This is a genomic window from Pseudonocardia halophobica (assembly GCF_050948485.1).
GTDB classification, from domain to species: domain Bacteria; phylum Actinomycetota; class Actinomycetes; order Mycobacteriales; family Pseudonocardiaceae; genus Pseudonocardia; species Pseudonocardia halophobica.
Map to the genome: position 1 here is coordinate 4122559 of NZ_CP192046.1, position 26010 is coordinate 4148568.

Here is a 26010-nt window from a genome sequence, read left to right on the forward strand (position 1 = left end):
GACGGCGCGGCTCCCCCCGCGTGTTCTGACAGGTGAGATGAGCACACCCCTCCGCACCCGGCTCTGGGTGCCGAAGCACGTCGTCGTCACCCGGTCCGCCGCCGAGCTCCCGCACACCGCCGGGATCCTCGCCCGCTGCGAGGCCGCGGGCGTCGACGACGTCGAGTTCCTGCGCTCCGACCGCCTCACCGGCCTGCGCGGCGCGGACGAGCGCGCCACCTACGCGCGGGCCAAATCCACGCTCGCCGTGGTCGTCAGCCCACCGTCGGCCCGGAAGCTCCAGCCGATCCCGCCCAGCGCCGACTGGCGCGTCGACCTGGCCCGCGGCTGCCCGGCGCACTGCCAGTACTGCTACCTGGCCGGCTCGCTCGGCGGCCCGCCGGTCACGCGGGTCTACGCCGACCTCGACACGATCCTCGCCGGGATGCACGCCTACGTCGGCAGCGGCGCGGTCACCTCGGGCACCGAGGCACGCGGCCACGAGGGCACGACCTTCGAGGCCTCCTGCTACACCGACCCGCTGGTCATCGAGCACGTCACCGGCAGCCTCGCCGCGGCGATCACCCACGTCGGGACGCACGACTTCGGCGGGCCCGTGCAGCTGCGGGCGACCACCAAGTTCGGTGCGGTGGAACCGCTGCTCGACCTTCCCCACCACGGGCGCACCCGGATCCGCGCGTCGGTCAACGCCGACGCCGTCGCCGGCCGGTTCGAGGGCGGGACCGACCCGGTGGCCGTGCGGCTCGCCGGGCTCGGCGCGCTGGCCCGGACCGGCTACCCGGTCGGCCTGACGATCGCGCCGATCATGCCGGTGGACGGCTGGCGCGGGCGGTACACCGCGCTGCTCGCCGACGCCGCCGCGGAGCTCGACGGCGTGCCGGGGCTCGACCTCACCGTCGAGTGCATCACCCACCGGTTCACGCCGGGCTCCAAGGAGGTGCTCGAGGGCTGGTACCCGCGCACGAAGCTGGAGATGGACCCCGAGCGGCGCTCCCGCAAGCACGGCAGGTTCGGCGCGGTGAAGTACGTGTACCCGGCCGCGGAGATGGCCGAGATGCGCACGTGGTTCACCGCCGCACTGGCGGACCTGCTGCCGGCCGGACGGCTGCTCTACTGGACCTGATCGGAGCCGGCGTCGGCATCGGGATCGGCTCGGCGGTACAGGAAGATCCCGTACGCGTGCTCGTCGTCGACCCATTCGGTCTGCGGCGTGAAGCCGTGCCGGCCGACCTCCGCGGCGATCCCCTCCGGCTCGAACTTCGCCGAGAAGCCGACGTTGATCGAGCCGCCGCGGCGCAGGTCCAGCTCCATCCCGAGCGCCGGGAGCGCGGCGGTGTGGTCCGCCAGCACCTCGAGGTGCCCCTCGACGACCGGGCCGACGGCGTGGGCCCGCGGCTCGTAGCGCTCCAGCCGGAAGTCGGCCCCGAACCGGTGGTTGAGGTGGCTGAGGTGGTTGAGCCGGAACCGGCGGAAGGCGTCGTACCCCGGCGGGTCGTTGTAGCAGCGCTCCAGCTCGCCGGACGGTTTCACCAGGTCCGCCGAGACGAGCAGGCCGTCGCCCGGCCGCAGCGCGGCGGCGATCTCGCCGTAGAGGGCGTGGCGCTCGGCCGGGGTCGTGTTGCCGACGTTGCTCCCCAGGAACGCGACGACCACCGGCTCGCCGTCCGCGCGCAGCTGCGCCAGCCCCGCCTCGTACCGCCCCCACAGCCCGCGGACGACCAACCCGGGCAGCGCCGCGATGAGCTCCGCGGCGCTGTGCTCCAGCATCTCCCGGCTGACGTCGACCGGCAGGTACGTCGTCGGCCGCAGGCGCAGGCAGGCGTCAAGCAGCAGCCGGGTCTTCTTCCCGCTGCCGCTGCCCAGCTCGGCCAGCCGGGGCGTGTCCAGCGCGGCCGCGATCTCCCCGGCGTACCGCTCGAGCAGGGTCCGCTCCACCCGCGTCAGGTAGTACGTGGGCAGCTCGGTGATCGCCTCGAACAGCTGCGACCCCAGGGCGTCGTACCCGAAGTGCGGCGGGATCCGCGGCACCGGCTCGCGCAGGCACGCGGCCAGCAGCTCGCCGTCGTCCCAGAACGAGTCGTCGACCGGGAGGATCTCGGTGTCCATGGGCCCATGGTGGGGGCGACCTACGCCAGCGGCATGCGGAGGCTGGACTCCCCGCGGTCCCAGCAGCCCAGCAACCGCTCCCCCATCCGCTCGCCGAGGAACAGGCTCGCGCGGATCCCGAACACGACGTCCGCGGCCAGCTCCGGCTCCGCCGCCAGCAGCGGCGCCAGGACGCTGCGCCGCACGACCTGCTCGTGCACCGCGTCGGCCTCCACGTGCTCGTCGTAGAACCGGATCGAGGCGGGCCCGCAGTCCAGCCGGCGCATGCCGCGGACCAGTCGTTCCGAGCCGGGCGACGAGGTCAGCTCCACCATCGCGAACTGTCCGACCGAGGCGCCGCGCAGGCTGCGGTGCAGGCCGCACAGCGACATCAGGTTGACCTCGGCGAGGGTCTCGCCGGGCACGTGCTCGACGTAGGCGCAGTAGGCGTCGGAGAGCCCGAGCTCGGTCATCATCTCGGCGAAGAGCAGCGCGTGCATGCGCTCGGGCCGCCCGGAGCCGTACTCGTCGTGCTCGACGGTGACGAGCCCCGCCTTGGCCGCGCCGCTGAGCCGCGGGATCGCCCAGGCCTGCGGGTCGGCCTCCTTGAGGTGGTAGATCGAGCGGTGCGCCACGTACTCGCGCAGCTGCTCGAGCGTCCCCTCGCGCTGCAGGTGGTGCGACACCCCGCGCACACCCGGCCCGATCGGCTCGACGAGGAGTGCGTCCACCTCTGCGGTGACGTCGTCCCCGGGCTCGACGTCCGCCCGCAGCGCGGCGAGGAACACCCGCTCCAGCTCGCGGCGCACGCCGAGCAGCTCCGGGTCCCACTCGCGCTCGGCGTCGACCCCGGCGAAGCCCCGGTAGTGCAGCTCGTAGCAGCAGTGCAGGGCGAGCTGCAGATCGTCGCCGTAGGGCTCGGCGCCGGCTGCGTCCACGGGGCCGAGCGGGCCGCCGCGCAGCGCTCCGATCACGGCGTCGGAGAGGGGGCCGCGGGGTGCGGGCAGCTCCGGCGACCCCGCCTGGTCCAGGAAGCTCGGTGCGAGGGTGCTGGTCACGCGTCGGGTCCTTCCTGCCGCACCTTGCGGCGGTGGCTGGCGTCGCAGATCGGGTAGCGCTTGCTGCGCCGGCAGTGGCAGACGGCCGTCACGGCCCGGTCGGAGCGGACGCGGGTGCCGTCGGGCAGCTCCAGCTCGACGGGTCCGGAGATCAGCGCCGGGCCCTCGTCGGTGAGCAGGACGCGCGTCGGCTCGGGATCAGCCACGGCGTGCCTCCACGACCACCAGCTCCTCCAACCTGTCGCCCGGCTCGATCAGGCCATGCTTCTCCAGCATGCTCGCCCGGGAGCGCATCACGGGCCCGAACGGGATCCGCGCACGCTCGACGACCTCGGCCGCCAGACCGGTGCGCTCCAGCCGCTCGACGGTCGCCTCGGGGCCGCAGACCTGCGAGTGCACGATCAGCAGCACGCCGTCGGGCTCGAGGTGGTCGGCGGCGCCGTCGCAGATCCGGTCGAGCACCGCGCGCCCGTCCGGTCCGGCGTCCCAGCTGCGGCCGGGGGTGTGCCGCGGCAGCACCGAGCTCTCCGACGGCACGTACGGCGGGTTCGCCACGATCATCCCGAACCGGCGGCCGTGCAGGGGCGCGAAGAGGTCGCCGCGGTGCACGCGCACGGGCGCCCCGTGCAGGAGGCAGTTGAGCCGGGTCGCCGCCACGCAGCGCCGGGAGAGGTCGACCGCGGTCACCGACGCCGCGCCCTCGCGCCAGGCCGCGAGGGCCAGGGCACCGGTGCCGGTACCGAGGTCCAGCACGTCGCGGCCGGCGGCGTGCCGGGACAGGCTGCCGGAGAGGAGCTCGGTGTCGGACTGGGCCCGGTAGACGCCGGGCGGGCAGAAGAGGATCACGTCGGGGTCCTGCCTGTCGTCGGGCCCGTCGCCGGGGGCGGAGGGGTGAGCGTGGTGGGCGACAAGGCGGAGCTACCCGTACGCCGGGCGACTATGCCGTTCTTCCCCGGCCCGGTCTACAGGGGCGGCAGGGTCTGCGGCAGCCCGATGAGCGGGCGGAGCGGATCGCCGTGCGCGGCGAGGCGGGCCGGCAGGGTGCGGACGGTCCAGCGGTCCGGGCGCAGGTCCTCGTCGTCGAGCTCGTCCCACTCGATCGGCACGGACACCGGCGCGTCGGGCGCGGGGCGGGCGCTGAACGGGGCCACGAGCGTCTTGTTGATCGCGTTCTGGGTGTAGTCGAGGCGGATCAGCCCGGAGCGGCGGTCGGTGTACCACTCCCACGTCACGAGCTCGGGCACCATGCGGCCGACCGCCTTCGACAGCCGCTCCACCCAGCGCCGGGTGTCGGTGAAGGTGTAGCCCGCCTCGACCGGCACCCAGATCTGCACACCGCGCTTGCCGGTGACCTTCGGCGCGGCGCGCACGCCCAGGTGGTCGAGCGCCGTGCGGTAGAGCCGGGCCAGCACAAGGACGTCGGCGAACGTGCTGTTCGTCCCCGGGTCGATGTCGATCAGCGCCCAGGTCGGCTCGTGGACGTCGGGCAGCCCGGAGGTCCACGGGTGCAGCTCCAGAGCGCCGAAGTTGGCCATCCAGACCAGCGCGGCGGCGGAGTCGACCACCGCGTAGACCTGGGTCTCCCCCGGGTCGGCCTCCGGGTTCCGCCAGCGCCGCAGCCACTCCGGCGCGTGCGACGGGACCTCCTTCTGCCAGAACCCCGGACGGTCGACGCCGTCGGGGTAGCGGTGCAGGTTCACCGGCCGGTCGCGCAGGTAGGGCACGAGGTAGGGGGCGACGGCGGCGTAGTGCCGGATCACGTCCCGCTTGGTCAGCGGGTCGTCCCGGCGCCCGGGGAACAGCACCTTGTCCAGGTTGGTCAGCGCCAGCTCGCGGCCCCCAACCTCCCAGATGCCCTTTCGGCGCAGCAGGTCCAGGGCGGCAAGCTCCTCGGGGGTGACGGTGTCGGGGGTGACGGTGCCGCCCGGCTCGTCGTCGGGCGGCGGGGGCGCGGCGCGTTCCTCGGTGCGGGCCGGTACGGCCGCGGCGGAAAGGGCCGGCAGCACCACCTCCTCCGGCTCGCGGTCCGGGCGCAGGCCCCGCCACACCGAGTGCCGCAGCCGGCCGTCGTGGGTCAGGGTGCGGTACTCGACCTCCCCGACCAGGCACGGCTCGATCCACGTGACGCCCCGGGCCTGGTCGCGCGGCACCGGCTCGTCGAACGGGCTGGTCGCGCGGCGCAGCGGGCCCAGCCGCTCCAGCAGCGCCTGCAGGGTGGCCTCGGTGAAGCCGGTGCCGACGTTGCCGACGTAGCGCAGCCGGCCGTCCGCGTCGTGCGCGCCGAGGAGCAACGAGCCGAGGGTGGAGCCGCGGTTGCCGCGGCCGGCGGTCCACCCGCCGAGCACGACCTCCTGGCCGTGGAACAGCGCCGTCTTCACCCAGGCCGCCGAGCGCCGCCCCGGCTCGTACCGCGAGGTGCGGCGCTTGGCGACGATCCCCTCCAGCCGGTGCTCGCGGGCCACCTCCAGCGCCTGCGCGGGCGTGACGTCGGTGAACGACGGCGGCACGGACACCCGGCGCCACGCGTCGACCCCGAGGTCGGCCAGCCGCTCGCGGCGGCGGTCGTAGGGCTCGCCGAGCAGCGACCCGCCGTCGATCCGCAGGACGTCGAACAGGTACAGCTCCACCGGGACCGACTCCAGCAGCGTGGCCGGCGGGGTCCGCACGTGCATGCGGTGCTGGAGCAGCCCGAAGTCCGGCCGGCCCGCGGCGTCGAGGGCCACGATCTCCCCGTCGAGCACGAGGTCCCGGTCGGTCGGCACCGCCGCGACCAGCTCCGGGTAGCCGCCGGTGACGTCGTTGCCGTTGCGGCTGACGAACCGCACGCTCCCGCCCTCGACCACCACGAGGGCGCGCACGCCGTCCCACTTGAACTCCACGGCCCACCCCGGGTCGACGGGCGGCCGCCCGGCCGTGGCCAGCATCGGGCGTAGCTCGTCGCCGTTCGCGGAGGAGGTGGGCACGGCTCCACCCTGCCGACTCCGCGGCCGGGCGGCCACCGTGGACCACCCGGTCGTGGCAGGTCAGGGCCCCGCCGTGCCCCGGTCCGCGGTGTTCGGCCCCGCCATGCCCAGCTCCGCCATCCGCCCGGCCACCGCATCCCTCGACGACGCGTGCTCGGACAGCCGCACGGTGAACGTCTGCTCCAGCCGGTACCCGCGTTCGAGGTCGAGCGGCTCGCAGCCGTTGAGCGACTGCTTGGCCAGGGTGAGGGCGTGGCGGTCCTTGGCCGCGACCGACCGGGCCAGCCGCAGCGCCGCGGGCAGCAGCTCCTCGTGCGCGACGACCTCGGCCGGGGCGCCCCAGTCCCGGAAGGTGGCCGCGTCGACCGGTTCGGCGGTGAAGAACAGCCGCCGCACCGCCTGCTGCGGGAGCATCCGCGCGGTGAAGCGGCCGCCGCCCAGCACGCCGACGCCCATCTCGGGCAGGCCGAAGGTGGCGCGCTCGGAGGCCACCACGAGGTCGCACGACGCCACCAGGCCGAGCCCGCTGCCCAGCGCCGGCCCGTTCACGGCGGCGACGACCGGGACCGCGCACTCGAGCAGCGCGGAGAAGCAGCGCCGCACCGTCCGCATGTGCTCCTCGCCGTGTCGGGCGTCCATCGCCGCGAAGTCCCGCAGGTCGTTGCCGGCGCAGAACACGTGGCCGCGGCCCGTCAGGACCGCGCATCGGATCTCCTCGTCGGCGGAGACGGCGTCGAACACCTCCCCGAGCTCGGCGTAGAACGCGTGGTCGATCGCGTTGACCTTGCCGCGGGCCAGCTCCAGCACGGCCACGCCGGGCTCGGGCCGGGACACGAGCACGTGCTCGGACCCCTCGAACCGGGGCACTCGGCCACCTCGTTCCGATCGTCGTCACGGGCGCCCGGGCGGACCGCCCCGCCCGAGCCTAGGAGGCCGCGGACGGCGTCCGGGGTGAGCGGCCCAGGGACCAACGGCCCGGCGGTGCCGGGCCCTCCGCCCGGATGCGCCAGGTGGGAGCACTGGAACTCTCGGCGTCCCGTCGAGCGGGAAGGAGCGACACCTGGTGACCACGTACTCGTTCCGGTGCGAGGAGCACGGCACGGTCGACGTCCGCCGCGGCTTCGGCCTGGCGCCCGCCGTGGCGCCGTGCCCGGTGTGCGGCCTGCCGATGCGCCGGGTCTGGACCGCGCCGATGGTCTCCCTCGCACCGCGGGCGGCCGTCGAGGCGATCGACCTGGCGGAGCGCAGCCGCACCGAGCCGGAAGTGGTCACCCGCGTACCCGGCAGGCCCGGCGGCCGCACGGTCGCGCCGACCCCGGCGCAGCGGCGCCTGCCACGCCCCTGACCCGCCCGGCGGGCATGCCGCCCCACGACACGGCCGGGACGACCGGACCGGACGCGGGGCGGTCCGCCCTGCCCGGAGAGGAGATCTCATGGCCAGCGTCGGCCTGTTGTACGTCGGAGCGGTGCTCTTCCTGAACGGCGCGATGCTGCTCGGCTGGGTCGAGGCCAAGTCCGCGGCACCCCTGAACCTCTTCGTCGGCCTGCTCCAGGTCGTCACCCCGACCTACCTGATCTTCACGGCGGCCGGTGACCCGACGATCGTGCTCAACGCCTCCGGTCTGTACCTGTTCGGCTTCACCTACCTCTACGTGGCGTGCAACCTCTGGGGTGGGCTCGACGGCACCGGGGTCGGCTACTTCTCCCTGTTCGTCGCGATCTGCGCGATCGGGTACTCCGTGCTCAACTTCGTCAAGCTCGGCGACCCCGTCTTCGGCGTCATCTGGCTCTACTGGGCCTTCCTGTGGGCACTGTTCTACGCGCTGCTGGGCCGCGGGGTCGGCAGGATCGGGCGCTACACGGGTGCGGTCGCGGCGATCCAGGGCTGGGTGACCGGAGCGATCCCGGCGTTCGTGCTGCTCAACGGCTGGTGGGGCTACTCGGCCGGGTGGACCGCCATCGGGCTCGCCGTGTTCGCCGTCGTGGTCTTCGGCCTGCTCTACCCGCGCCTGACCCGCCCGAGCGCGGACACCACCCCACCGACGGAGCGCACGCCGCAGGACCGCGGCGCGGCCGTCTCACCCTGATCCGCACCCGTTCCGCCGGCACACGAATCGAGGTACCACCATGCCCGAGGTCGTCTTCCCCCTGGACTCGATGAAGAGGTTCACCGAGCAGCGGATCGTCGGCCACAACCGCTGGCACCCGGACATCCCCGCGCTGGTGCGGGCCAAGCCGGGCGACACCTTCCGGGTCGACTGCCGGGAGTGGTTCGACGGGGCCATCCACAACAACGACTCCGCCGACGACATCCTCAACGCGCCGCTGCCGAGCGTGCACGTACTGAGCGGCCCGATCTCGGTCGAGGGCGCGGAACCCGGCGACCTGCTGATCGTCGACATCCTCGACGTCGGGCCCATCCCGCAGGAGGACTCCGGCCCGCTCGCCGGGCAGGGCTGGGGCTACACGGGCGTGTTCGCCACCCGCAACGGCGGCGGCTTCCTCACCGAGCAGTTCCCCGACGCCTACAAGGTGATCTGGGACTTCCGGGGCGGCGTGGCCACCTCCCGGCACGTTCCCGGCGTGTCCTTCGTCGGGATCGTGCACCCCGGCCTGATGGGCACGGCGCCGTCGCACGACCTGCTCCGCAAGTGGAACGCGCGCGAGCAGGCCCTGATCGACACCGACCCGGACCGCGTACCCCCGCTGGCCCTGCCGCCGAACCCGGACTCGGCGATCCTCGGCTCGCTCGGCGGCGACGACTTCGACCGCGTGGCCCGCGAGGCCGCCCGCACCGCCCCGCCGCGCGAGAACGGCGGCAACCAGGACATCAAGAACCTGACCAAGGGCTCGCGGATCTTCTACCCGGTGTTCGTGGAGGGCGCGAACCTGTCCATGGGCGACCTGCACTTCTCCCAGGGCGACGGCGAGATCACCTTCTGCGGCGCCATCGAGATGGGCGGGTTCATGGACCTGGGCGTCGACGTGATCAAGGGCGGGATGGACACCTTCGGCGTGTCCGAGAACGCGCTGTTCATGCCGGGCCGCACGGACCCGCAGTACAGCGAGTGGCTGGCCTTCTCCGGCACCTCGGTGACGCTCGGCGGCGAGCAGCGCTACCTGGACTCGCACCTGTCCTACCAGCGGGCCTGCCTGCACGCGATCGACTACCTGCAGAAGTTCGGCTACTCCGACATCCAGGCCTACATGATCCTGGGTGCGGCGCCGATCGAGGGCCGGCTGTCCGGCGTCGTCGACATCCCGAACTCGTGCTCGACGGTCTACCTGCCGACGGAGATCTTCGACTTCGAGGTGCGCCCGGGCAAGGGCGAGCCGCACAAGGTCGACCCGGGTGCCGGCGTGCCGGTGGCACGCGCCTGACCCGCACCGGCCCGGGCGTCCCCACCCCGCCCGGGCCGGACCCGGGCGGGGTGGGGGGCGGGGCCGCGCAGGCTGGGGTGCGCGGCCCCGGTCCGTGCGCGGCTCAGGCGGCGGTGCCGCCGCTGGGCTCGGCGGGGGACGCCGTGTTCGGCACGGCGGCCCGGACCGTCGGTTCGAGGATCTCCTCGACGAGCCGCGCGACCAGGGCGTGGGCGCCGAAGCGGTGCCCGAAGTCCTCCCAGATCAGCAGCTCGCGGGCGAGCAGCTCGCCGACCGGGCCGGGGAACCGCTCCGGGGCGAGCAGGGCGGCCCTGCGCAGCCGCACGCGCTGGTCGTTCGGCATCGAGGCGCGCCGGCGGCTGGGCCGGTCGAGGGGGTCGTCCACCCGGTCCACGGGACCGGGCGGGAGGGGCCGTGCGTCGGCGCGGGCGCGAAGCTCGCCACCGGGGTCGTCGGGACGGTAATCGGGCACGGGTCACCGCCGGGGTACTCGCCGTTGGGGTGGCCCGATCCCACCCTCCCGCCCCGCGCGCGGTCCACCGCCGGACGGCGCAACTCCCGGCGGAGATGTTCGGTGCGCGAGAAGTCCGGTTCCTGCGGCTATCCCCGGGTCCCGTCCGGGCGCCGGGTGCGGCGGGTGAGCTCCTCCTCCAGGGCGGCACGGTCGGCCGCGCGTGCCCGCAGCGCGGGTGCCATCCGCCCCAGGGCCCGGGCGAACTCGGCGACGTACCGGGGTTCCGCCGTGCGGACGGCCTGCTCGACGTCGTCGGTGAACAGGTCGAACATCGCCCTGATCGTCGAGCGGCCGCCGGGGGTGAGCACGACGAGCACGCTGCGCCGGTCCACCGGGTTGGGTTGCCGCTCGACGAAGCCGGCGACCGTCATGCGGTCCAGCAGCGAGGTCACGCTGGCCGAGGCGATGCCCAGGCGGCGGGCGATGGCCGACGGCGGCAGCGGGCCGCGGTGCAGCAGCTCGCCCAGGGTCGTGGCCTCGTGGATGCCGACCCCGGCGGCCTGCGCCATCGTGCGCCGGTACTCGTCGGTCGCGACGACGAGCTCGCGCACCCGCTCCGCCAGCGTCCGCACGGCGTCCTCACCCCGCGACGGCACCCGGGCCCGCCAGAATGCTGCTGGCCGCGCGCAGGAACCCCGCGACGGCGGCCATCTCCGCGTGGGAACGCCCGGCCACCGCCCGGCCGATGCGCTCGGCGAAGTCGTCGTAGGTCGCCGCCACGTACCGCCGGCCGACGGGTTCGAGCTCGAGGAGGCAGGAGCGGCGGTCCGCCGGGTTGGGCCGGCGGCGGACGTGGCCCGCGGCCTCGAGCCGGTCGAGCAGCTGGGTGGCCGACGCCGTGGTGATCCCGAGGTGCCGTGCGATGGCGCCCGGCGTGGCGGGCCCCTCGAGGAAGAGCAGCGCGAGGGTGCTGACCCCGCTGGCCCCCAGGCCCGCGGACCGGCCGACCGCCCCGCGGTACCGGTCCCCGGCCAGCACGAGGTCGCGGACGGCGCGGGCGACCTCGTTGTCCGTGCTCATGGCGCGGCACCCTAGCCGGTCGCTAGGTTTCCTAGCGAAAGCTGGGTGACGGTCGGGCACCGCGGAGAGCCGGTCGAGCTCCTCGCCGGCCTCCACGACCTCCACCGACGGCCCCACGGCCTCCTCCTCGCGGGCGGCACGGACCGGCACGGACCGGCACGGCCCGCGGTGGACGCGCGGCCCCGCCGGCGTCAGACCGGGGCCACGGCGGGCTCGGCCGGTGGGACGGCGTCGACCGCCGGCGGCGGCACGGGCTCGGCGGTGGCGGGCGGACAGTGCCAGCAGCACACCTGGACGTCCCAGTAGCAGCCCGTCGTGTGCGTGTGGCCGGACCTCGGCCAGCGGCCCGGGACGGGCGCGGAGTGCGGTGCGGACGGCATCGTGACCTCCTGGGTGACCGGCGAGCCGGGCGATCGTGCCCGGCCCCTGCGCACCCCCACCAGGGTCGGACGTCCCGTCACGCCCGGGGCCGTGACTTTCGGCCCTGCCCCCGCGCGGTGGGGTGCGGAAGGGTGTGCGTGGCACGGGGCGGGGTAGTCCGGGGGAAATCGGGGGTACGCGGGAACCGACAGGGGCGCCGCCGGCAGGGGCCGGCACGGCGCCCGGGGACCGCGACCGGCACGGCCACCATGCGCGCGTCCGCAGGTGGCCGGCTGCCGACGGGGGGTACGCGCGTGGCCACGACCAGTGACGTCGTGCGGCAGGCGGGGGAACCGGAGCGGCCGGCGGGGCTGCCGGACCGGTACCGGCTCGACGCCCGCCTGGGCTCCGGGCGGCGCCGGCGTCTCTACCGCGCCTGGGACGACGTGCTGTGCCGCCCCATCGTCGTCGAGCTCCTGGAGCCCTCCCCCACCGGTCCTGCCGTGGCCGGGCTGCACCACCCGAACCTCGCCGCGCTGTACGACGTCGGGAGCTGCGGCGACGGGCACTTCGTCGTCACCCAGCTCGTCGACGGCCCGTCGCTGGCCGACCCCACCACCCGGCGCACCCTGTCGGTGCCCGCGCTCCTGGCCGCCGGCACCCGGGTCGCCGAGGCCCTGGCCTACCTGCACGCCCACGGCGTGGCGCACGGCGCGGTGGAGCCGGACGCGGTGCGGTTCGACCGCGGCGGCGAGGCGCACCTGCTCGGCCGCGTCCACCGGCCCCCGGAGGCGGCGTACGGCACCACCGCCTTCGACGCCCGCGCCGCCGCGGACGTCGCCCAGCTCGGCCGGCTGCTCCACCGCTGCCTCCCGCGCCGCTCGTGGGGCCGGGCCGCGCCCGGGGTGCCCGCGGGGGTCGCGGCGCTGCTGGCCGGCGCGGCAGCCGCCGACCCGGCCGCGCGGCCCACCGCCGCCGGGCTCGCCGCCGGGCTGGTCCGGGAGTGCGGGCGGGTCGGCGACCCCGGGCCCGCGCGGCCCGCCCGGCCGACGGCGCACCGCCGGGTCGCGGTGGTCGCGGCGCTGGGTGCCGCGGTCGCGGTGGTCGTCGGCCGACCCGCGTTCGGCCCGGGCGGGCCCGTCGCCCCGGCGCCCGCCACCCCGGCCGCGGCCGCCGCGGGGGCGGCCGAGCCGGCGTCGGCCGGGATTCGGGACGCCACCGTGCTGCCCGCGCCGCCCGTGGTGATCCCGGTGCTGGCCGAGGCCGTGGCGGGGGCACAGGCCCAGGTCACCCGGGCCCTGCGGGCCTCCGCGCACCCCGGCTCCCGCGAGGTTCCACGGACTCCGCCCCGCCCTCCCGCAGAGGCCCCGATTCCCCGCCCGCCCGGCGACGCGGACGATCGGGACACCGGGCACGACACCCGGCACGGGACCTGGGAGAGGACCTACGACAGGACGTGGGACGGGGGCCGGCACGACCGCTGGGACGACTCGTGGGACGACGAGTACCGGTACGCCGACACCCACGGTGACGACGAGTGGGACGGCGGCCGCTGGTCCTGAGCCCGGGGCGCACCGGGCGGGCGTCTGGACAGCGCCCGCCACCGGGCCCATAGTGGGACGTCTCGCCGCACGGGCCGTGCCCCCGAGCGGTCGGTGGGAACCTCTCGACGCGACGGGTGGTGACGGCCGGTGGTGCAGGTGCGGCCGCAGAACGGCAACGGCCTCGGGGGGCCGGGCGACAACGACCCGGATGCCGACCTGGGCTTCGTCGACGTCCCCCGGCTCGAGCTCGACCAGCTCCTGGAGCAGATCGTCGAGCGCGCCGAGGAGGTCATGGCGAGCCAGGGCAGGCTGCGCGGCCTGCTCCGGGCCCACCGTGCGGTGGGCGCGGACCTCGAGCTGCCGGTCGTGCTGCAGCGCGTCGTCACCGAGGCCCGCGCGCTGGTCGGCGCCCGCTACGCCGCGCTCGGCGTGCTCGGCGCCGACGGCCACCTCGTCGAGTTCCTGCACGAGGGCATGGACGACGAGACGGTCCGCGCGATCGGCCGGCCGCCGCGCGGCGAGGGCCTGCTCGGCGTACTGATCGACGATCCCCACCCGATCCGGCTCGCGTCCCTGCACGACGACCCACGCTTCGCCGGGTTCCCGCCCGGGCACCCACCGATGACCAACTTCCTCGGGGTGCCGATCCGGGTTCGCAGCGAGGTGTTCGGCAACCTCTACCTCACCGACCGGCAGGCCGGCGGCGGCTTCAGCGCGGACGACGAGGAGCTGGTCCAGGCCCTGGCGACGTCGGCCGCGGTGGCGATCGAGAACGCCATGCTGTTCGCCGAGACCCGGCGCCGGCAGGCCTGGCAGGCCGCGTCGACGCAGGTCGCGACGGACCTGCTCGCCGGCGAGGAGCCCGCCGAGGTGCTGGAGGGCCTGGTCGCGACGCTGCGCGACCTCAGCGACAGCGACGGGGCGGCTCTGCTGGTGCCTGCCGAGGGCGCCGGCGAGTTCCTGGTGGCGGTGGCCGAGGGCGACTCCCTCGCCGAGGTGGAGAACACCCGCCTGCGGGCCCGGGACAGCGCGGCCGGCCGGGCGTTGATGGCCGGGAAGGCGGTGGCGAGCTCCGACGCCCGCGCGGACCCGCGGCTCGGCGGGATCCCGCTGGGCCGGCTCGACGTCGGGCCCGCGCTGCTGGCGCCGCTGACCGCGGCCGGGGCCCCGCGGGGCGCGCTCGCGGTGTGCCGCCGCCGCGGCCGGGAGCCCTACCGGCGGGAGGACCTCGACGCCGTCGCCTCGCTGGCCGGGCACGCCGGCCTCGTGGCCGCCTACGCCCGCGTCCGGGTGGAGCAGGAGCTGCGCCGCAGGCTCGACGACCGGGACCGGATCGCCGACGACCTCAACACCTCGGTCATCACCGAGCTGCTCGCCGTGGCCACCGACCTCACCGGCCTCGCCGGCAGCGTGACCTCGTCGGTGCACCGCGCCAAGCTGCTCGCCCAGGCGGACCGCCTCGACCGCGTGGCCCGCGGCATCGGGTCGAGCGTGTTCGACCTCGACCGGCCGGAGGACCCCCGGGTGGGCTGAGGCCCGTCAGCCCGCGGCGGGCTGGCCGAGCGCCGCGCGGGCCCGGACGATCGCGGCGCGCACGGCCTCGGCGGTGTCGTCGCGGTGCAGGTCGGTGAGGATGTCGCACACCGTGGCGAGCCGGTCCCGGATCCGTCCCGGCGGCACCGTCGCGACGGCCGCTCGCGCCTGGTCGAGGGCGGCCAGCCGGGCGGCCGGCGGGGCGCCCCGCCGGTCCAGGTCCAGGCAGAGCCGCACGAGCAGGGCGGCCCGCTCGGCCGCGACCCGACTCGGGTGCACCGGCTCGGACAGCTCGCGCATCGGACCTCCTCCCGCCGCCGGTGCAGCGGACGGCGGAAGCCTGACCGACGCGGCAGGCCGACGACAGGGACCACCGGCCCTCCCGGCAGGGCCGGGGGGACCCTGAGCCGGTACCCGGGCACGCCCCGGCGAGGGCGCCGCGGCGCTGGATCCGGGGCCCTCGCCCCGCTAGGGTCCCAGTAGTCGTCAGCCTTGTGACGACGAGTGGACGACAGCTGGACGACGACGCGGAGGTGGGCCGTGCGCGCGGTGGTGCTGTCGGGCGGGCTCACCCACGACTTCCCCGCCACCACCGCCTGCCTCGAGACCCTGCTCGACGAGGCCGGGTTCGCCGTCGAGGTACACACCGGCACGGCGGGTGTCGACTCGGCCCTGGAGGCGCTGCCCGGTGCGGCCCTGTTCGTCGTCAACGCCCTGCGGTGGTCCATGACCGGCCCCGGGACCCCGGACCGCTACCGGGACCGCGCCGCCGAGGAGGGCGCGAGCCCCTCCCCCGTGGCCCGCGAGGCCCTGGCCGCGCACCTCGCCGCGGGCGGCGGTGTCCTCGGGATGCACACCGCCGCCATCTGCTTCGACGACTGGCCGGAGTGGGGGGACGCGCTGGGCGGCCACTGGGAGTGGGGGCACTCGCACCACCCGCCGCTCGGCCCCGAGGTCGCCGTCACGGTGGCGGCGGAGCACCCGCTCGTCGCGGGCGTCGACGACTTCGCGATCGTCGACGAGGTGTACGGCGACCTGCGCACGCGGCAGGTCACCGGCCTGCTGCACGCGGCCACGCCGGGCACGGACGGGCCGCCGCGGCCGCTGCTGTGGGCCCGCGAGCACGGCGGCGGCCGGGTCGTCTACGACGCCCTCGGCCACCACCCGCCCTCCTACGAGGTCCCCGCGCACCGGGAGATCGTGCGCCGCGCCCTGCGCTGGACCACCCGTGGCTGACCCCGCCGGGCCGTCGTCCCCCACGCTGTCGCTCTCGGCGGGCAGCGTCCTCGAGCTCTCGCCCGACGGCGTGGTCCGCTGCGCCGCCGAGGCCGGGTTCCCGCTGGCCGGAGTGCGGTTCACCGATCCCCGCGCGCAGGCGCCGGCGGTCGCCGACGCGGTGCGGCGCACCGGTGTCCGGCTGCTCGACGTCGAGGTGGTGCGGCTCGGCCCCGCCGGCGTCACGGACGCGGACCGCCGGCTCGCCGACACCGCGGCCGTCCTCGACGCGGCCTTCCTGCTGACCGTCTCCGAGGACCCCGACGAGGCGCGGACCACGGCGTCGGTCGCCGCGCTCGCCGAGATCCTGGCCGGCTCCGCCACCCGGGTCGCCCTCGAGCCCATGGCCTTCACCGCAGTCCGGTCCCGGGCGGCCGCCGAGCGGATCGCCCGCGCCGTGCCGGGCACCGCCGTGCTTCCCGACGTGCTGCACCTGCAGCGCATGCGCGAACCCCTCGACGCACCGTGGCCGGCCGAGCTCGTCGGCTACGCCCAGCTGACGGACGTCGGGCCGGGCTCGCACCACGAGTCCGCGGAGCTGCTCGCGCACGAGGCGCGGCACGACCGGGTACCGCCCGGCGAGGGGGTGCTGGACCTGGCGGGGTTCCTCGCCGCGCTGCCGGCGGGCGTGCCGCTCGCCGTCGAGGTGCAGTCCGACGTCCTCGCGGCCGAGCACGCGCCGCTCGACCGCGCGGTGCTGCTGCGCAAGGCCGCGTCCGCGGTCGTCACCGGAGGGAGCTGAGGTGGGTCGTCCGATCGACGGCATGTCCGTGCTGGTCACCGGGGGTGGTTCCGGCATCGGCGAGGCCGTGGTGCACCGCCTGGCCGAGGCGGGCGCCCGGGTCACGCTCTCCGGGCGCCGTGCCGCCAAGGTCGAGGCCGTCGCGGCCGCCGCCGGCGCCCACGGGGTGGTCGGCGACGTCACCGTGGCGGCCGACCGGGAGGCCATGGTGGCCGCGGCGGTGGCGCACGGCGGCGGGCTCGACGCGGTGGTGCACGGCGCCGGGAACATGTACCGGGGCGCGCTCGAGGAGCTCACCGAGGAGGAGCTGCACGCCGTCTTCGCCTCCAACACGATCGGCCCGATGCTGCTCAGCGGGCTCGCCCTGCCGCACCTGCGGAAGTCCCGGGGCGCGATCGTGTTCTTCGGCTCCGTGCACACCCAGCGCGCCTTCCCCGGCGCCTCCCCCTACGCCGCCACCAAGGGGGCCCTCGAGACGCTCACCGGCGTGCTCGCCGCGGAGCTGGGGCCGCAGGGCGTGCGGGTCGGGTGCGTGCGGCCGGGCGGGGTGCTCACCGAGATCAACCAGCGCGCCGGGCTGTTCGACGACGCCCAGGCCGCCGAGCGCATGGAGTCCCTCGGCCCCGCCCACGCCCTCGGCCGCCCGGGCACCACGGACGAGGTCGCCGAGGCCGTGGAGTACCTGCTCGCCGCGGAGTGGGCCACGGGCGCGGTGCTCACGATCGACGGCGGCCTGAGCCTGGGCGTCACGAACGCCTAGCCGAGGCCCCGAGCGCCGCACACCCCGAGGAGGCCCGGCCGATGCGCGCCGCCGTGACCACCGCCCCCGGCACGATCGGGGTCGAGCAGGTGCCCGACCCCGATCCCGGCCCGGACGACGCCGTCGTCGACGTGGGCGCCGTGGGGCTGTGCGGCACGGACCTGCACATGTTCCTCGGCGAGCGGCACGACACCGGCTTCCCGCTCCGCCAGGGCCACGAGGTCGGCGGCACCCTCGCCGCGCTCCCCCGCGGTTACGACGGCCCGCTGCAGGTCGGGCAGACCGTCACCGTCGACCCCGCGATCCCCTGCGGGCGCTGCCGGCCCTGCACCCGCGGCGCCTGGCCGGCGTGCGCCTCCTTCCGCGCGCTCGGGGTGGCGCTGCCGGGCGGCCTGGCCGACCGGCTCGTCGTCCCGGTCGGGCAGCTCCACGGCGCCGGCGGCCTGACCGCCGTCGAGGCCGCCCTCGTCGAGCCGTTCTCGATCGCGGCGATGGCGCTCGCCCGGGCCGAGCTGCGCGGCGACGAGCGGCTCGCGGTCGTCGGGGGCGGGCCGATCGGGCTGGCGATCACCGTGGCCGCCGCCGCCCGCGGGCACGCGGTGCTGGTCAGCGACCCGGTCCCGGCCCGCCGCGCGCTCGCCGCGGAACTGGGGGCCGAGCGGGTCACCGCACCGGACCCGGACGCGGTCGCGGACTGGACCCGCGGCGAGGGCGCCGACGTCGCGTTCGAGGCGTCCGGAACGCGGCCGGGGCTCGACGCCGCACTGGCCGGGACCGGGCGGGGCGGGCGGCTCGTGGTCGTGGGGGTCGCCGCGCACGATCTCGTGGTGCCGGTACCGCGGGTGCTGTTCGAGGGCGTGACGATCGTCGGCGCCCGGGCCGGCCTCTTCCCCGAGGCCCTCGAGGTCGTCGCCGCGCAGCGGGCGGCGGTGGCCCGGTTCGTCAGCCGCGAGGTCCCGCTCGCCGACGTGGCCGGCGCCTTCGGGTACGCGATCGAGCACCCCGAGGACGTCGTGAAGGTCCTGGTGACGCCGTGAACAGGGTCAGGCGCGGCGCCCGCGGCGCGGCGGCGCCGACGCCCCGCCCGGCCCGCGGGCCAGCAGGGCGGCCGGGATGCCGTGGTCGGCGCGCAGCTTGCGCAGCGCGGGATCGGACTTCCAGAAGGTCTCGAAGTCCTCCGGCGCGAACTTCTCCGCGATCAGGTGCATGGCGATGTCGTGCCGCACGTACTCGACGGCCACCAGCACGACGGCCGGATCGTCGGTGTAGACCCCCCACGCGTCCCCGTTCACGACCCCGCCGATCACCGCCTGCTCGCGGTCCGCGGCGACCACCAGCAGCCGGCAGCCGAGGTTCTCCAGGACCACCTCGGGCGAGGAGAACCGGTGCGGGTAGGTGGTGCCGACGGGCTCGGGGTCCTCCCCGAAGGTCACCACGGTGACCTCGACGCCCTCCGCGTCGGCCCGGCGCACCGTGCTCTTCAGCGGCGCGATCTCGGCGGGCCAGCCGGAGAGGAACAGGTCGGTGCGTGCCGCGGCCACGACGTCCTCCGCCCGGGCGAGCAGGGACTCCCGGTCGGACAGGTTGTGCACCAACCGCACCTGCGACGGCGCCGCGACCTGCGGGAGCGCGGAGCTCAGGGCGTCGATCGACTGGTCGAACTCGCGGCGCAGGCGGTCCAGCAGCGCGGACGGCGGCAGCGAGATGTACCCGACGCCCTCCCCCGCCCGGACCTCGTACGCCGCGCCCCGCGCGACGAGCTTCGCGAGCGTCTCGTACACCGTGGAGCGCGGGACGCCGGAGCGCTTGGCGACCTCGTAGCCGTTCAACGGGGTCCCCGCCGCGACCAGGGCGACGTAGGCCTTCGCCTCGTAGCCGGACATCCCGAGGCGCTGCAGCTCCTCGATCACGCTCTGCTGGGACATGTGGCCATCGTCCCATCCGGACCGTGCGGCCCGGGACTCCCCCGCGACCATGTCCGCTGCTCAGCCACCCTCGCGCGCCGCGGCGTCGTCCTCGACCCCCACCGAGTCCACCGACTTCGGCCGCGGCATGGACGCCAGCGCCGTCTTGGTGATGCCGCCGTCCACGGCGAGCGTCTGCCCCGAGATGTAGCCGGCCTTGGGCGAACCGAGGAACAGCACGGCGTCGGCCACGTCGTCGGCCGTGCCGAGCCGGCCCTGCGGCACCCGCGCCTGGCGCAGCCGGCGGACCTCCTCGTCGGCGTAGATGGCGTCGGACATGCCGGCGTTGATCAGGCCGGGCGCCACGCAGTTGACCCGGACCCCCTGGCCCGACCACTCGAGCGCCATGTGCTCGGTGAGCTTCACGATCCCGGCCTTGGACGCCGTGTAGGCGCCGGCGTTGGGCGCCGCGGCGATGCCGTTGATCGACGCCATGTTCACGATCGCGCCGCCGCCGGCCTCGATCATCCGCGCGGCCACGGCCCGGCCGACCAGGAAGGTGCCGGTCAGGTTCACGTCGAGCGCCGCCCGCCACTCCGCGGCCGGCAGCGTCAGCAGCGGGCCGAAGCGGGCGATGCCGGCGTTGTTCACGAGCAGCGACGGCGCCTCCGGCAGCGCGGCGACGGCCGCGGAGACCGAGTCCTCATCCGCGACGTCGACGACCGTCGGCACGCACGCCGAGCCGAGCTCGGCGGCCAGCGCGTCGAGGCCGGCGGCGTCGAGGTCCCACGCCGCGACCCGGTACCCCTCCTTGACGGCGTGCCGGGTGATGACGGCACCGATCCCGTTGCCGGCCCCGGTGACCACGGCCCATCCACGCGTCACGGCACACTTCCCCTCGTCGGACGTCCGCCCGGCCGACACGCGGCCTCGATGCGGCGTTGGTTCCCTGACGACGCTAGCCCCCGGCCCGCCCGCGCGTCCACGTTTCCGGGCCGGAAGCGCCCCCGAGCGCGTAGTCGTCATGGTTCTGACGGCGTATGGTGCGGGACGTCCCCGTCACGACGACGTTCCTGGGAGGCCCCGTGGGCGGCAGCATCCTGATCAGCGGCGGCACGCTCGTCGACGGCACCGGTTCGGCCGCACGGCCGGACGAGGCGGTGCTGATCCGGGACGGTCGGGTCACTTCGCTCGGCGCACAGGCCCTCGCGGACGCCGAGGCGAGCGGGGTCGACGAGCGGATCGACGCCACCGGGAAGACCGTCATGCCCGGCCTGATCGACGCGCACACCCACCTCACCTTCGGCGAGCCGACCGGCAACGACGAGCTCTTCCACCACCGCACCGAGGCCTACAGCTCGATGCTCTCCGCCTACAACGCGCGCAAGGTGCTCCGCGCGGGCGTGACGAGCGTGCTCGACGCGGACTGCCTGTGGAACATCGGCTGCGAGCTGCGGGACGCCATCGAGGCCGGGATCGTCGAGGGTCCGCGGATGCGCGCGGGCGGCCAGGCGCTGATGACGATGCTCGGCGGCACCGCGGGCCGGATGATCAAGGACGAGGGCACGACCGGCTACGCCACCGTGGTCACCGGGCGGGACGTGATGGTCAACGAGATCCGCCGCCAGATCAAGTACGGCGTCGACTGGATCAAGATCATGGTCACCGGGCTGATCCCCTCCATGAAGGGGCCCGAGGTCAAGGTCTGGAACCTCGACGAGCTGCGGACCGTCTGCGACACCGCGCACGAGCTGAACACCAAGGTCGTGGCGCACTGCCGGAACTCGGACTCCACCCGGGACGCGGCGCGGGCGGGCGTCGACCTGATCTACCACGCCTCCTACCTGGACGACGAGGCGATCGAGGCGGTCGTCGAGGCGGGCTCGGCCATGTGCCCCACCTTCACCCTGCTCGGCAACCTCGCCGACTACGGCGAGAAGATCGGCACCGCGCCGGAGCTGCTCGACGTGTTCCGGGCCGAGATCGAGGTGACGGCCGCGCAGCTCACCAAGGCGCACGCCGCCGGCGTCACGTTCCTGACCGGCTCGGAGACGGGCTTCGCGGTGACTCCGGTCGGCGAGTGGCACGCCCGCGAGCTGGAGATGTTCGTGGAGTACATGGGCATGTCGCCGATGGAGGCGATCGTGGCCGCGACCCGCAACGGCGCCTTCGCCATGCGGACGGACGACGTCGGGACGCTCGAGCACGGAAAGATCGCGGACGCCCTGGTGATCGACGGCGACCCGCTCGCGGACGTGACGGTGTTGCAGGACAGGACCCGCATCCACGAGGTGATCAAGGACGGGAGGCGGATCGACCTGACCACCCCGATCCCGGAGCAGAAGCCCCGCTCGTCGGACCAGGTGCGGTTCCTCGCCGCCTGCCCGTTGACCCGCTCGCTGGCCCTCACCGAGGAGCAGCTCGAGCGGATGTCGCATGTCTGAGCCGGTCGACGGCCCCCGCGTGATCGATGTCCACGCCCACGCCGTGCTCGCGATGACCGAGGGCGCGGCGGGGGCGGCGGGACCGGAGCTGGGCACCTCCCCGGACGGCACGCCCTTCTACCGCGTCGGCGACTACCGGCTGCACGGCGTGCGGTACGCGGGCAGCCCGTTCATGGACGTCGACGTGCGGCTGGCGGCCATGGACGCCGCCGGGATCGACCTGCAGGTCCTGTCCCCGAACCCGATCACCTACTTCGACGGCCTGCCCGCGGCCGACGCGGCCGCGTACGCCCGCGCCCACAACGACGCCCTGGCCGAGCTCGTCGGCAAGCACCCGGGGCGTCTGCTCGCGACCGCGCAGCTGCCGGTGCAGGACGTCGCCGCCTCGGTGGCGGAGGCTCGGCGGGCCGTCCGGGACCTGGGGATGTCCGGGGTCTACATGGACACCGACCCGGCGGGCCGGACGCTCGACGACCCGGCGCTGGACCCGCTGTACGAGGCGCTGGTGGACCTCGACGTCCCGCTGTTCGTCCACCCGTCACCGCTGGGTGCGAACGGTCCCGCGGACGATCCGCGGCTGCGCCGGTTCGATCTCGACCTCATGCTGGGCTTCGCCTACGACGAGACACTCGCCGTGGCGGCGCTGGTGTTCGGCGGGGTGCTGGAACGGCATCCCGGGCTCGACGTGTGCGTGTCCCACGGCGGGGGCGCGGCGGCGTTCCTGTCCGGGCGCTTCGCCCGCGCCGTCGCGAAGCGGGCCTGGGTCGGCCAGGCCCTGCGCGACAACGGGTTCGACCACTACTACCGGCGGATCTGGTTCGACACCCATGTGCACGACTCGCAGTCGTTGCAGCTGCTGGTCGACCACGCCGGCACCGAGCGCCTGGTCTTCGGCACCAACTTCGCGGGCTGGGACTCCGGCGGGGACGACCACCCCGCCGGAGCCCTCGCGCAGACGCTGACCCGCAACGCCGCCCGCCTGCTGCGGCTCTAGCACGCGAACGAGCTGAGCACGCCCACCACGGCCGATCGCCCCGGGTCAGCGGGTGGTCGCGGCAACGGGCTCCAGGTACTTGTCCGGTCGGACGTCGACGTAGGTGGCGACCGGCACGTCGACGGTCACCGTGCCGGCGTCGCGGAACACGAGGCCGACCGGGACGCTGGAGCCGCTGCGCAGGGTCTCCCGCAGCCCCGAGAGCTCCAGGTGTGGCCCGGTCACCTGGCGGAGGGCCGCGACGTCGCCGGGAGGTAGCGGCACCCGCAGGCGCGGATCCGGCGGGGCATCGCCGTGGCGGAGGACGACCTGCTCCGCGACCTCGGCGCCGGCCCCGGTGAGCATGTCCGCAGCCTTGCCGTCGTTCGCGATGGTCAGGAGGAGTGCGGCGTCGTCGCCGGCGATGTGGAGGCTGCCGCGCCCGCCGGGGGACGCGATGACCACGTCGAGCAGCCGCAGCTGGCCGGCCTGCCCGTCGACGCCGGCGAGCTCGGTCCGGGCCTGGTCGAGGTTCGGCGAGCCGGCCTGCGTCGAGCCGCAGCCGGCGAGCGCCAGCAGGGTGAGCAGGACGGTCCCGACGACTCCGGTGCGGTTCATGCCGGCTCCAGGGATCGGGCTCGAGCCGGGCTCGAGTCGGGCTCGAGTCGGGCACGGGTGAGCTGGTGGAAGCAGCGGTGGTCAGAGGGTGATGAAGCCGGCCCACAGGCCGACGACGCCGGTGATGCCCGCGGCCACGATGAGGACGCCGAGCGCCATCTCGGTGACGGCGAACAGCCGGCGGCCCCGCTCGCTGCGGGCCTTGACGTACAGCAGTGTGGCCGGGGCGAGGATCACCGTGCACAGCAGCAGGAACTTCAGACCGGCCGCCTCGAAGAGGAACACCGTGTACGCGGTCGCGATCCCCGCGAAGATCGTCTCCTTGCGGCGGGTCCTGGCGTCGACGTTCTCGTAGGACTCGCCCGTCAGCCCGAGTTTCAGCGCGTAGGCGGCGGCGAGGAAGTAGGGGATCAACGCCAGGCCGGTGGACAGGTCGAGCATCAGGTTCAGCGCGTCGGTCAGGACCAGTGTCGCGGCGAGGAGCCCCTGGATCGCCAGCGAGGTGACGACGAGGGCGGTGATCGGGGTCTTCTTGTCGTTCTCCTTGGCGAGGAAGGCCGGCAGATCCTCGTTGCGGGCCGGGATGTACATCGCCTCGGCGGCCATCAGGGTCCACGCGAGGTAGGCGCCGAGGGCGGAGACGATGACGGCCGCCCTGACGAACCAGCGGCCCCAGCCGCCAACGACGGACTCGAACAGACCGATCATCGACGGCTGGCGCGTGCCGGCGATCTCCGGCTGCGGCAACACCGCGTACCTCGGTAGCGTCACCAGGGCGAAGATCGAGAGCACGCTCAGGAAACCCAGGACGGTCGCCCTGCCGACGTCCTGGCGCCTCCTGGCGTAGCGGGAGCAGACGCTGGCGCCCTCGATGCCGATGAAGACGAACGTCGTGATGATCGTGGTGTTGCGGACCTGCTCGTGGAGCGAGCCGAGGTCGCCGCAGCCGGTGGCGATCCAGTTGGCGGAGAAGACGCCGGCGTCGAACGCCACGAACAGCACGACGATGAACACGAGGATCGGCAGGATCTTGAGGACCGTCACGATCCGGTTGATCACGGCGGCGTCGTGCACTCCCCGCGCGACCAGGTAGTGGAACAGCCAGACCCCGATGGTGGAGACCGCCACCGCGAGGACCGTGGCGCCGTCGCCGAAGGCGGGGAAGAACCTGCGAGTGTCGCGGTGATGAACACCCCAGTAGAAGGCGTTGCCGCAGACCGCGCTCGCCCAGAAGCCGATCGCGGAGTTGAACCCGACGTAGTCACCGAAACCGGCCTTGGCGTAGATGAAGACCCCGGAGTCCAGGTCGTATCGGCATGACGTCGCCGCCCTCCATCGTGGCCAGGCCCCACTCGCGCTCGGGGTCGGCGCCACCAGACCGGGGAGCCGGCGAAGTCCGGGTGGAAGGTGTAGATCGCCTCGTAGAGCAGGGTCTCGTCGTGCCGGGCCGGCCAGGACAGCGGGTTGAGGTGACGCCGCCGTAGACCCACTTCGCCGGCCGCCGACGGTGGGAGACACGCCCCGGTCGGGTCTAGTTCGTGCGCAGCGGGCGGCCGGCGGTCTCCCGGACCGCCAGCACCGCCGGCAGCGAGACCAGCGCCAGGACCATCACGTAGACCGCGCCGACCATGGTGCTGCCCGTGACCCCGCCGAGCCAGGTCAGCAGGTACGGGGCCGATCCGCCGAACAGCGCCACGGACAGGTTGTAGGTGATGCCGTGGCCGGTCACGCGCACCTTCGTCGGGAACATCTCGGTGAGCGTCGAGTTGGTGACGGCCGCGTAGCCGCCCGCGAGGAAGCCGAACACCACGAGCCCGATCGTGATCAGCCCGAACGAGCCGGACGTGATCAGCAGGAAGGCCGGCCAGGACAGCACCAGCAACCCGACGCCGCTGATCAGCAGCACCGGCCGCCGCCCGACGCGGTCCGACCACCAGGACCCGAGCACCTCGGCGAGCAGGCACGCGGCCAGCGCGATCACGGACGGCGCGAAGGCCTGCAACCCGGTGAGCTGCAGGCTCTTCGACGCGAAGCTCGGCAGGTAGCCGACGATCATGTAGAAGGACGCCGCGTTCACGGCGATCAGCAGGAAGGACTTCACCAGCAGCCGGACGTTCCCGCGGCCGGTCAGGGCGGCCCCGATCGGGTTGGCCTCGCGCGCCCGCTCCTCCTTCAGCGCCAGGAAGTGCGGCGTCTCGTCGAGCCGGCGCCGGATGTAGAGCCCGATGACACCCATCGGCAGCGCCACGAGCAGCGGCAGCCGCCAGCCCCAGGCCTGCATCTGCTCGGTGGACAGGACCAGCAGCAGGATCCCCGGGAACAGGCTGCCGAGCAGGGTGCCGACGACCGAGCCGACCGAGATCAGCCCGACGTACAGGCCGCGGCGGTGCAACGGCGAGTGCTCGGCGATGAAGGACACCGCCCCGGAGATCTCGCCGCCCGCGGAGACGCCCTGCAGGAACCGCAGTGCGATCAGCAGGATCGGGGCCGCGACGCCGATCGACGCGTAGCCCGGCAGCACGCCCATCAGCGTGGTCGCGACGGACATGAGCAGGACGGTGAGCGCGAGCGTGCGCTTGCGGCCGATCCGGTCGCCGAGCGCGCCCCACACGAACCCGCCGAGGGGCCGGGCGAAGAAGGCCACGGCGAACACGGCGAGCGAGGACAGCAGTCCCGTCGTCGGGTCGGCCGCCGGGAAGAACACGGCGGCGAGGGTGGTGGCGAGGACCGCGTAGGCGGAGAACTCGTAGAACTCCACAAAGGAGCCCACGGTCCCGCCGAGGACCGTCCTCCGGACGGCGCGGGTCGTGGTCGGGTCGGGAACGGTGGCGGTCAC

The 26010-nt window shown here is 74.9% G+C and carries 28 protein-coding genes and 1 pseudogene; 12 read left to right on the forward strand and 17 right to left on the reverse strand.

All coding sequences use genetic code 11. From position 1 onward, the window contains the following. The first annotated feature begins 37 nt into the window (after positions 1–37). Complete coding sequence (locus tag ACQP04_RS19690) at positions 38–1123, forward strand: spore photoproduct lyase family protein (RefSeq protein WP_433502027.1); 1086 nt, start codon at positions 38–40, stop codon at positions 1121–1123. Here ACQP04_RS19690 and ACQP04_RS19695 read toward each other — a convergent pair. The 6 genes from ACQP04_RS19695 to ACQP04_RS19720 all read right to left on the reverse strand — a co-directional run bounded on the left by ACQP04_RS19695 (position 1111) and on the right by ACQP04_RS19720 (position 6973). Further along, positions 1111–2106: an L-histidine N(alpha)-methyltransferase gene (locus ACQP04_RS19695; RefSeq protein WP_433502028.1), complete on the reverse strand. Its 996-nt coding sequence runs from the start codon at positions 2104–2106 to the stop codon at positions 1111–1113. The two genes, ACQP04_RS19690 and ACQP04_RS19695, sit on opposite strands and share 13 nt — an antisense overlap. Before the next feature lie 20 nt (positions 2107–2126). Then, complete coding sequence (locus ACQP04_RS19700) at positions 2127–3143, reverse strand: iron-containing redox enzyme family protein (RefSeq protein WP_433502029.1); 1017 nt, start codon at positions 3141–3143, stop codon at positions 2127–2129. Continuing rightward, positions 3140–3349: a CDGSH iron-sulfur domain-containing protein gene (locus ACQP04_RS19705; protein WP_358202868.1), complete on the reverse strand. Its 210-nt coding sequence runs from the start codon at positions 3347–3349 to the stop codon at positions 3140–3142. Before ACQP04_RS19705 ends, ACQP04_RS19700 begins: the two co-directional genes overlap by 4 nt. Next, positions 3342–3989 carry a HemK2/MTQ2 family protein methyltransferase gene (locus ACQP04_RS19710; protein WP_433502030.1) on the reverse strand — a complete coding sequence of 216 codons (648 nt, stop codon included), beginning with the start codon at positions 3987–3989 and terminating at the stop codon, positions 3342–3344. The genes ACQP04_RS19705 and ACQP04_RS19710 overlap by 8 nt, the downstream gene beginning before the upstream one ends. A gap of 116 nt (positions 3990–4105) precedes the next feature. Next, complete coding sequence (gene ligD / locus ACQP04_RS19715) at positions 4106–6106, reverse strand: DNA ligase D (protein ID WP_433502031.1); 2001 nt, start codon at positions 6104–6106, stop codon at positions 4106–4108. Between the two features lie 60 nt (positions 6107–6166). After that, on the reverse strand, positions 6167–6973 hold the full coding sequence (locus tag ACQP04_RS19720; RefSeq protein ID WP_433502032.1) for an enoyl-CoA hydratase-related protein: 807 nt from the start codon (positions 6971–6973) through the stop codon (positions 6167–6169). Between the two features lie 196 nt (positions 6974–7169). Here ACQP04_RS19720 and ACQP04_RS19725 point away from each other — a divergent pair, with 196 nt between their 5' ends. The 3 genes from ACQP04_RS19725 (at position 7170) to fmdA (ending at position 9487) form a co-directional block, all read left to right on the forward strand. Then, positions 7170–7451: a zinc ribbon domain-containing protein gene (locus tag ACQP04_RS19725; RefSeq protein WP_433502033.1), complete on the forward strand. Its 282-nt coding sequence runs from the start codon at positions 7170–7172 to the stop codon at positions 7449–7451. 88 nt (positions 7452–7539) lie between these two features. After that, positions 7540–8193, forward strand: a complete 654-nt coding sequence (locus ACQP04_RS19730; protein ID WP_433502034.1) for an AmiS/UreI family transporter — start codon at positions 7540–7542, stop codon at positions 8191–8193. Between the two features lie 40 nt (positions 8194–8233). After that, on the forward strand, positions 8234–9487 hold the full coding sequence (gene fmdA / locus ACQP04_RS19735) for a formamidase (RefSeq protein WP_433502035.1): 1254 nt from the start codon (positions 8234–8236) through the stop codon (positions 9485–9487). A 103-nt stretch (positions 9488–9590) separates the two neighbouring features. Here fmdA and ACQP04_RS19740 read toward each other — a convergent pair whose 3' ends face one another. The 4 genes from ACQP04_RS19740 to ACQP04_RS19755 form a co-directional block, all read right to left on the reverse strand. Next, positions 9591–9872 (reverse strand): hypothetical protein, encoded by a 282-nt coding sequence (locus tag ACQP04_RS19740; protein ID WP_433502036.1) that lies wholly within the window; start codon positions 9870–9872, stop codon positions 9591–9593. A gap of 215 nt (positions 9873–10087) precedes the next feature. After that, positions 10088–10573 carry a MarR family winged helix-turn-helix transcriptional regulator gene (locus ACQP04_RS19745; RefSeq protein WP_433502037.1) on the reverse strand — a complete coding sequence of 162 codons (486 nt, stop codon included), beginning with the start codon at positions 10571–10573 and terminating at the stop codon, positions 10088–10090. Between the two features lie 7 nt (positions 10574–10580). Then, positions 10581–11021 carry a MarR family winged helix-turn-helix transcriptional regulator gene (locus ACQP04_RS19750; protein ID WP_433502038.1) on the reverse strand — a complete coding sequence of 147 codons (441 nt, stop codon included), beginning with the start codon at positions 11019–11021 and terminating at the stop codon, positions 10581–10583. Between the two features lie 191 nt (positions 11022–11212). Then, on the reverse strand, positions 11213–11401 hold the full coding sequence (locus ACQP04_RS19755; RefSeq protein WP_433502039.1) for a hypothetical protein: 189 nt from the start codon (positions 11399–11401) through the stop codon (positions 11213–11215). Positions 11402–11695: 294 nt separating this feature from the next. On the opposite strand from ACQP04_RS19755, the gene ACQP04_RS19760 reads away from it, so the two are divergent. Beyond that, complete coding sequence (locus tag ACQP04_RS19760) at positions 11696–12943, forward strand: hypothetical protein (protein ID WP_433502040.1); 1248 nt, start codon at positions 11696–11698, stop codon at positions 12941–12943. A gap of 129 nt (positions 12944–13072) precedes the next feature. Further along, entirely contained in the window at positions 13073–14458 is a 1386-nt protein-coding gene (locus tag ACQP04_RS19765; RefSeq protein WP_433502041.1) for a GAF domain-containing protein, read from the forward strand. Positions 14459–14464: 6 nt separating this feature from the next. Here ACQP04_RS19765 and ACQP04_RS19770 read toward each other — a convergent pair whose 3' ends face one another. Beyond that, the gene (locus tag ACQP04_RS19770) at positions 14465–14758 is read right to left on the reverse strand and encodes a hypothetical protein (protein ID WP_433502042.1); all 294 of its coding nucleotides are present in this window, start codon (positions 14756–14758) and stop codon (positions 14465–14467) included. Positions 14759–14998: 240 nt separating this feature from the next. Here ACQP04_RS19770 and ACQP04_RS19775 point away from each other — a divergent pair, with 240 nt between their 5' ends. From ACQP04_RS19775 to ACQP04_RS19790, 4 genes are read left to right on the forward strand one after another with little or no spacing between them, the layout of a single operon-like run. Continuing rightward, entirely contained in the window at positions 14999–15694 is a 696-nt protein-coding gene (locus tag ACQP04_RS19775; RefSeq protein ID WP_433502043.1) for a ThuA domain-containing protein, read from the forward strand. Further along, a complete protein-coding gene (locus ACQP04_RS19780; RefSeq protein ID WP_433502044.1) occupies positions 15687–16475 on the forward strand; it encodes a sugar phosphate isomerase/epimerase family protein in 789 nt (262 codons plus the stop codon). Before ACQP04_RS19775 ends, ACQP04_RS19780 begins: the two co-directional genes overlap by 8 nt. A 1-nt stretch (position 16476) precedes the next feature. Further along, entirely contained in the window at positions 16477–17235 is a 759-nt protein-coding gene (locus tag ACQP04_RS19785; protein WP_433502045.1) for an SDR family NAD(P)-dependent oxidoreductase, read from the forward strand. 41 nt (positions 17236–17276) lie between these two features. Continuing rightward, positions 17277–18272, forward strand: coding sequence for a zinc-dependent alcohol dehydrogenase (locus ACQP04_RS19790; protein WP_433502046.1), 996 nt, complete (start codon positions 17277–17279; stop codon positions 18270–18272). Between the two features lie 6 nt (positions 18273–18278). Here the strand turns inward: ACQP04_RS19790 and ACQP04_RS19795 are convergent, their stop codons facing one another. Beyond that, complete coding sequence (locus tag ACQP04_RS19795; RefSeq protein ID WP_433502047.1) at positions 18279–19160, reverse strand: TrmB family transcriptional regulator; 882 nt, start codon at positions 19158–19160, stop codon at positions 18279–18281. A gap of 60 nt (positions 19161–19220) precedes the next feature. Further along, positions 19221–20024: an SDR family NAD(P)-dependent oxidoreductase gene (locus ACQP04_RS19800; protein WP_433502048.1), complete on the reverse strand. Its 804-nt coding sequence runs from the start codon at positions 20022–20024 to the stop codon at positions 19221–19223. A 200-nt stretch (positions 20025–20224) separates the two neighbouring features. Between ACQP04_RS19800 and ACQP04_RS19805 the strand changes: the two genes are divergently transcribed. Next, positions 20225–21583: an amidohydrolase family protein gene (locus ACQP04_RS19805; RefSeq protein ID WP_433502049.1), complete on the forward strand. Its 1359-nt coding sequence runs from the start codon at positions 20225–20227 to the stop codon at positions 21581–21583. Then, positions 21576–22577 carry an amidohydrolase family protein gene (locus ACQP04_RS19810; RefSeq protein ID WP_433502050.1) on the forward strand — a complete coding sequence of 334 codons (1002 nt, stop codon included), beginning with the start codon at positions 21576–21578 and terminating at the stop codon, positions 22575–22577. Before ACQP04_RS19805 ends, ACQP04_RS19810 begins: the two co-directional genes overlap by 8 nt. Before the next feature lie 45 nt (positions 22578–22622). Here the strand turns inward: ACQP04_RS19810 and ACQP04_RS19815 are convergent, their stop codons facing one another. The 4 genes and pseudogenes from ACQP04_RS19815 to ACQP04_RS19830 all read right to left on the reverse strand — a co-directional run bounded on the left by ACQP04_RS19815 (position 22623) and on the right by ACQP04_RS19830 (position 26010). After that, entirely contained in the window at positions 22623–23174 is a 552-nt protein-coding gene (locus ACQP04_RS19815) for a copper chaperone PCu(A)C (RefSeq protein ID WP_433502051.1), read from the reverse strand. Positions 23175–23255: 81 nt separating this feature from the next. Beyond that, positions 23256–24548 (reverse strand): amino acid permease, encoded by a 1293-nt coding sequence (locus ACQP04_RS19820; RefSeq protein ID WP_433502052.1) that lies wholly within the window; start codon positions 24546–24548, stop codon positions 23256–23258. Positions 24549–24583: 35 nt separating this feature from the next. After that, positions 24584–24664 (reverse strand): annotated as a pseudogene (locus ACQP04_RS19825) (hypothetical protein); the annotation flags it as partial. A gap of 41 nt (positions 24665–24705) precedes the next feature. Next, positions 24706–26010, reverse strand: a complete 1305-nt coding sequence (locus ACQP04_RS19830; RefSeq protein ID WP_433502053.1) for an MFS transporter — start codon at positions 26008–26010, stop codon at positions 24706–24708.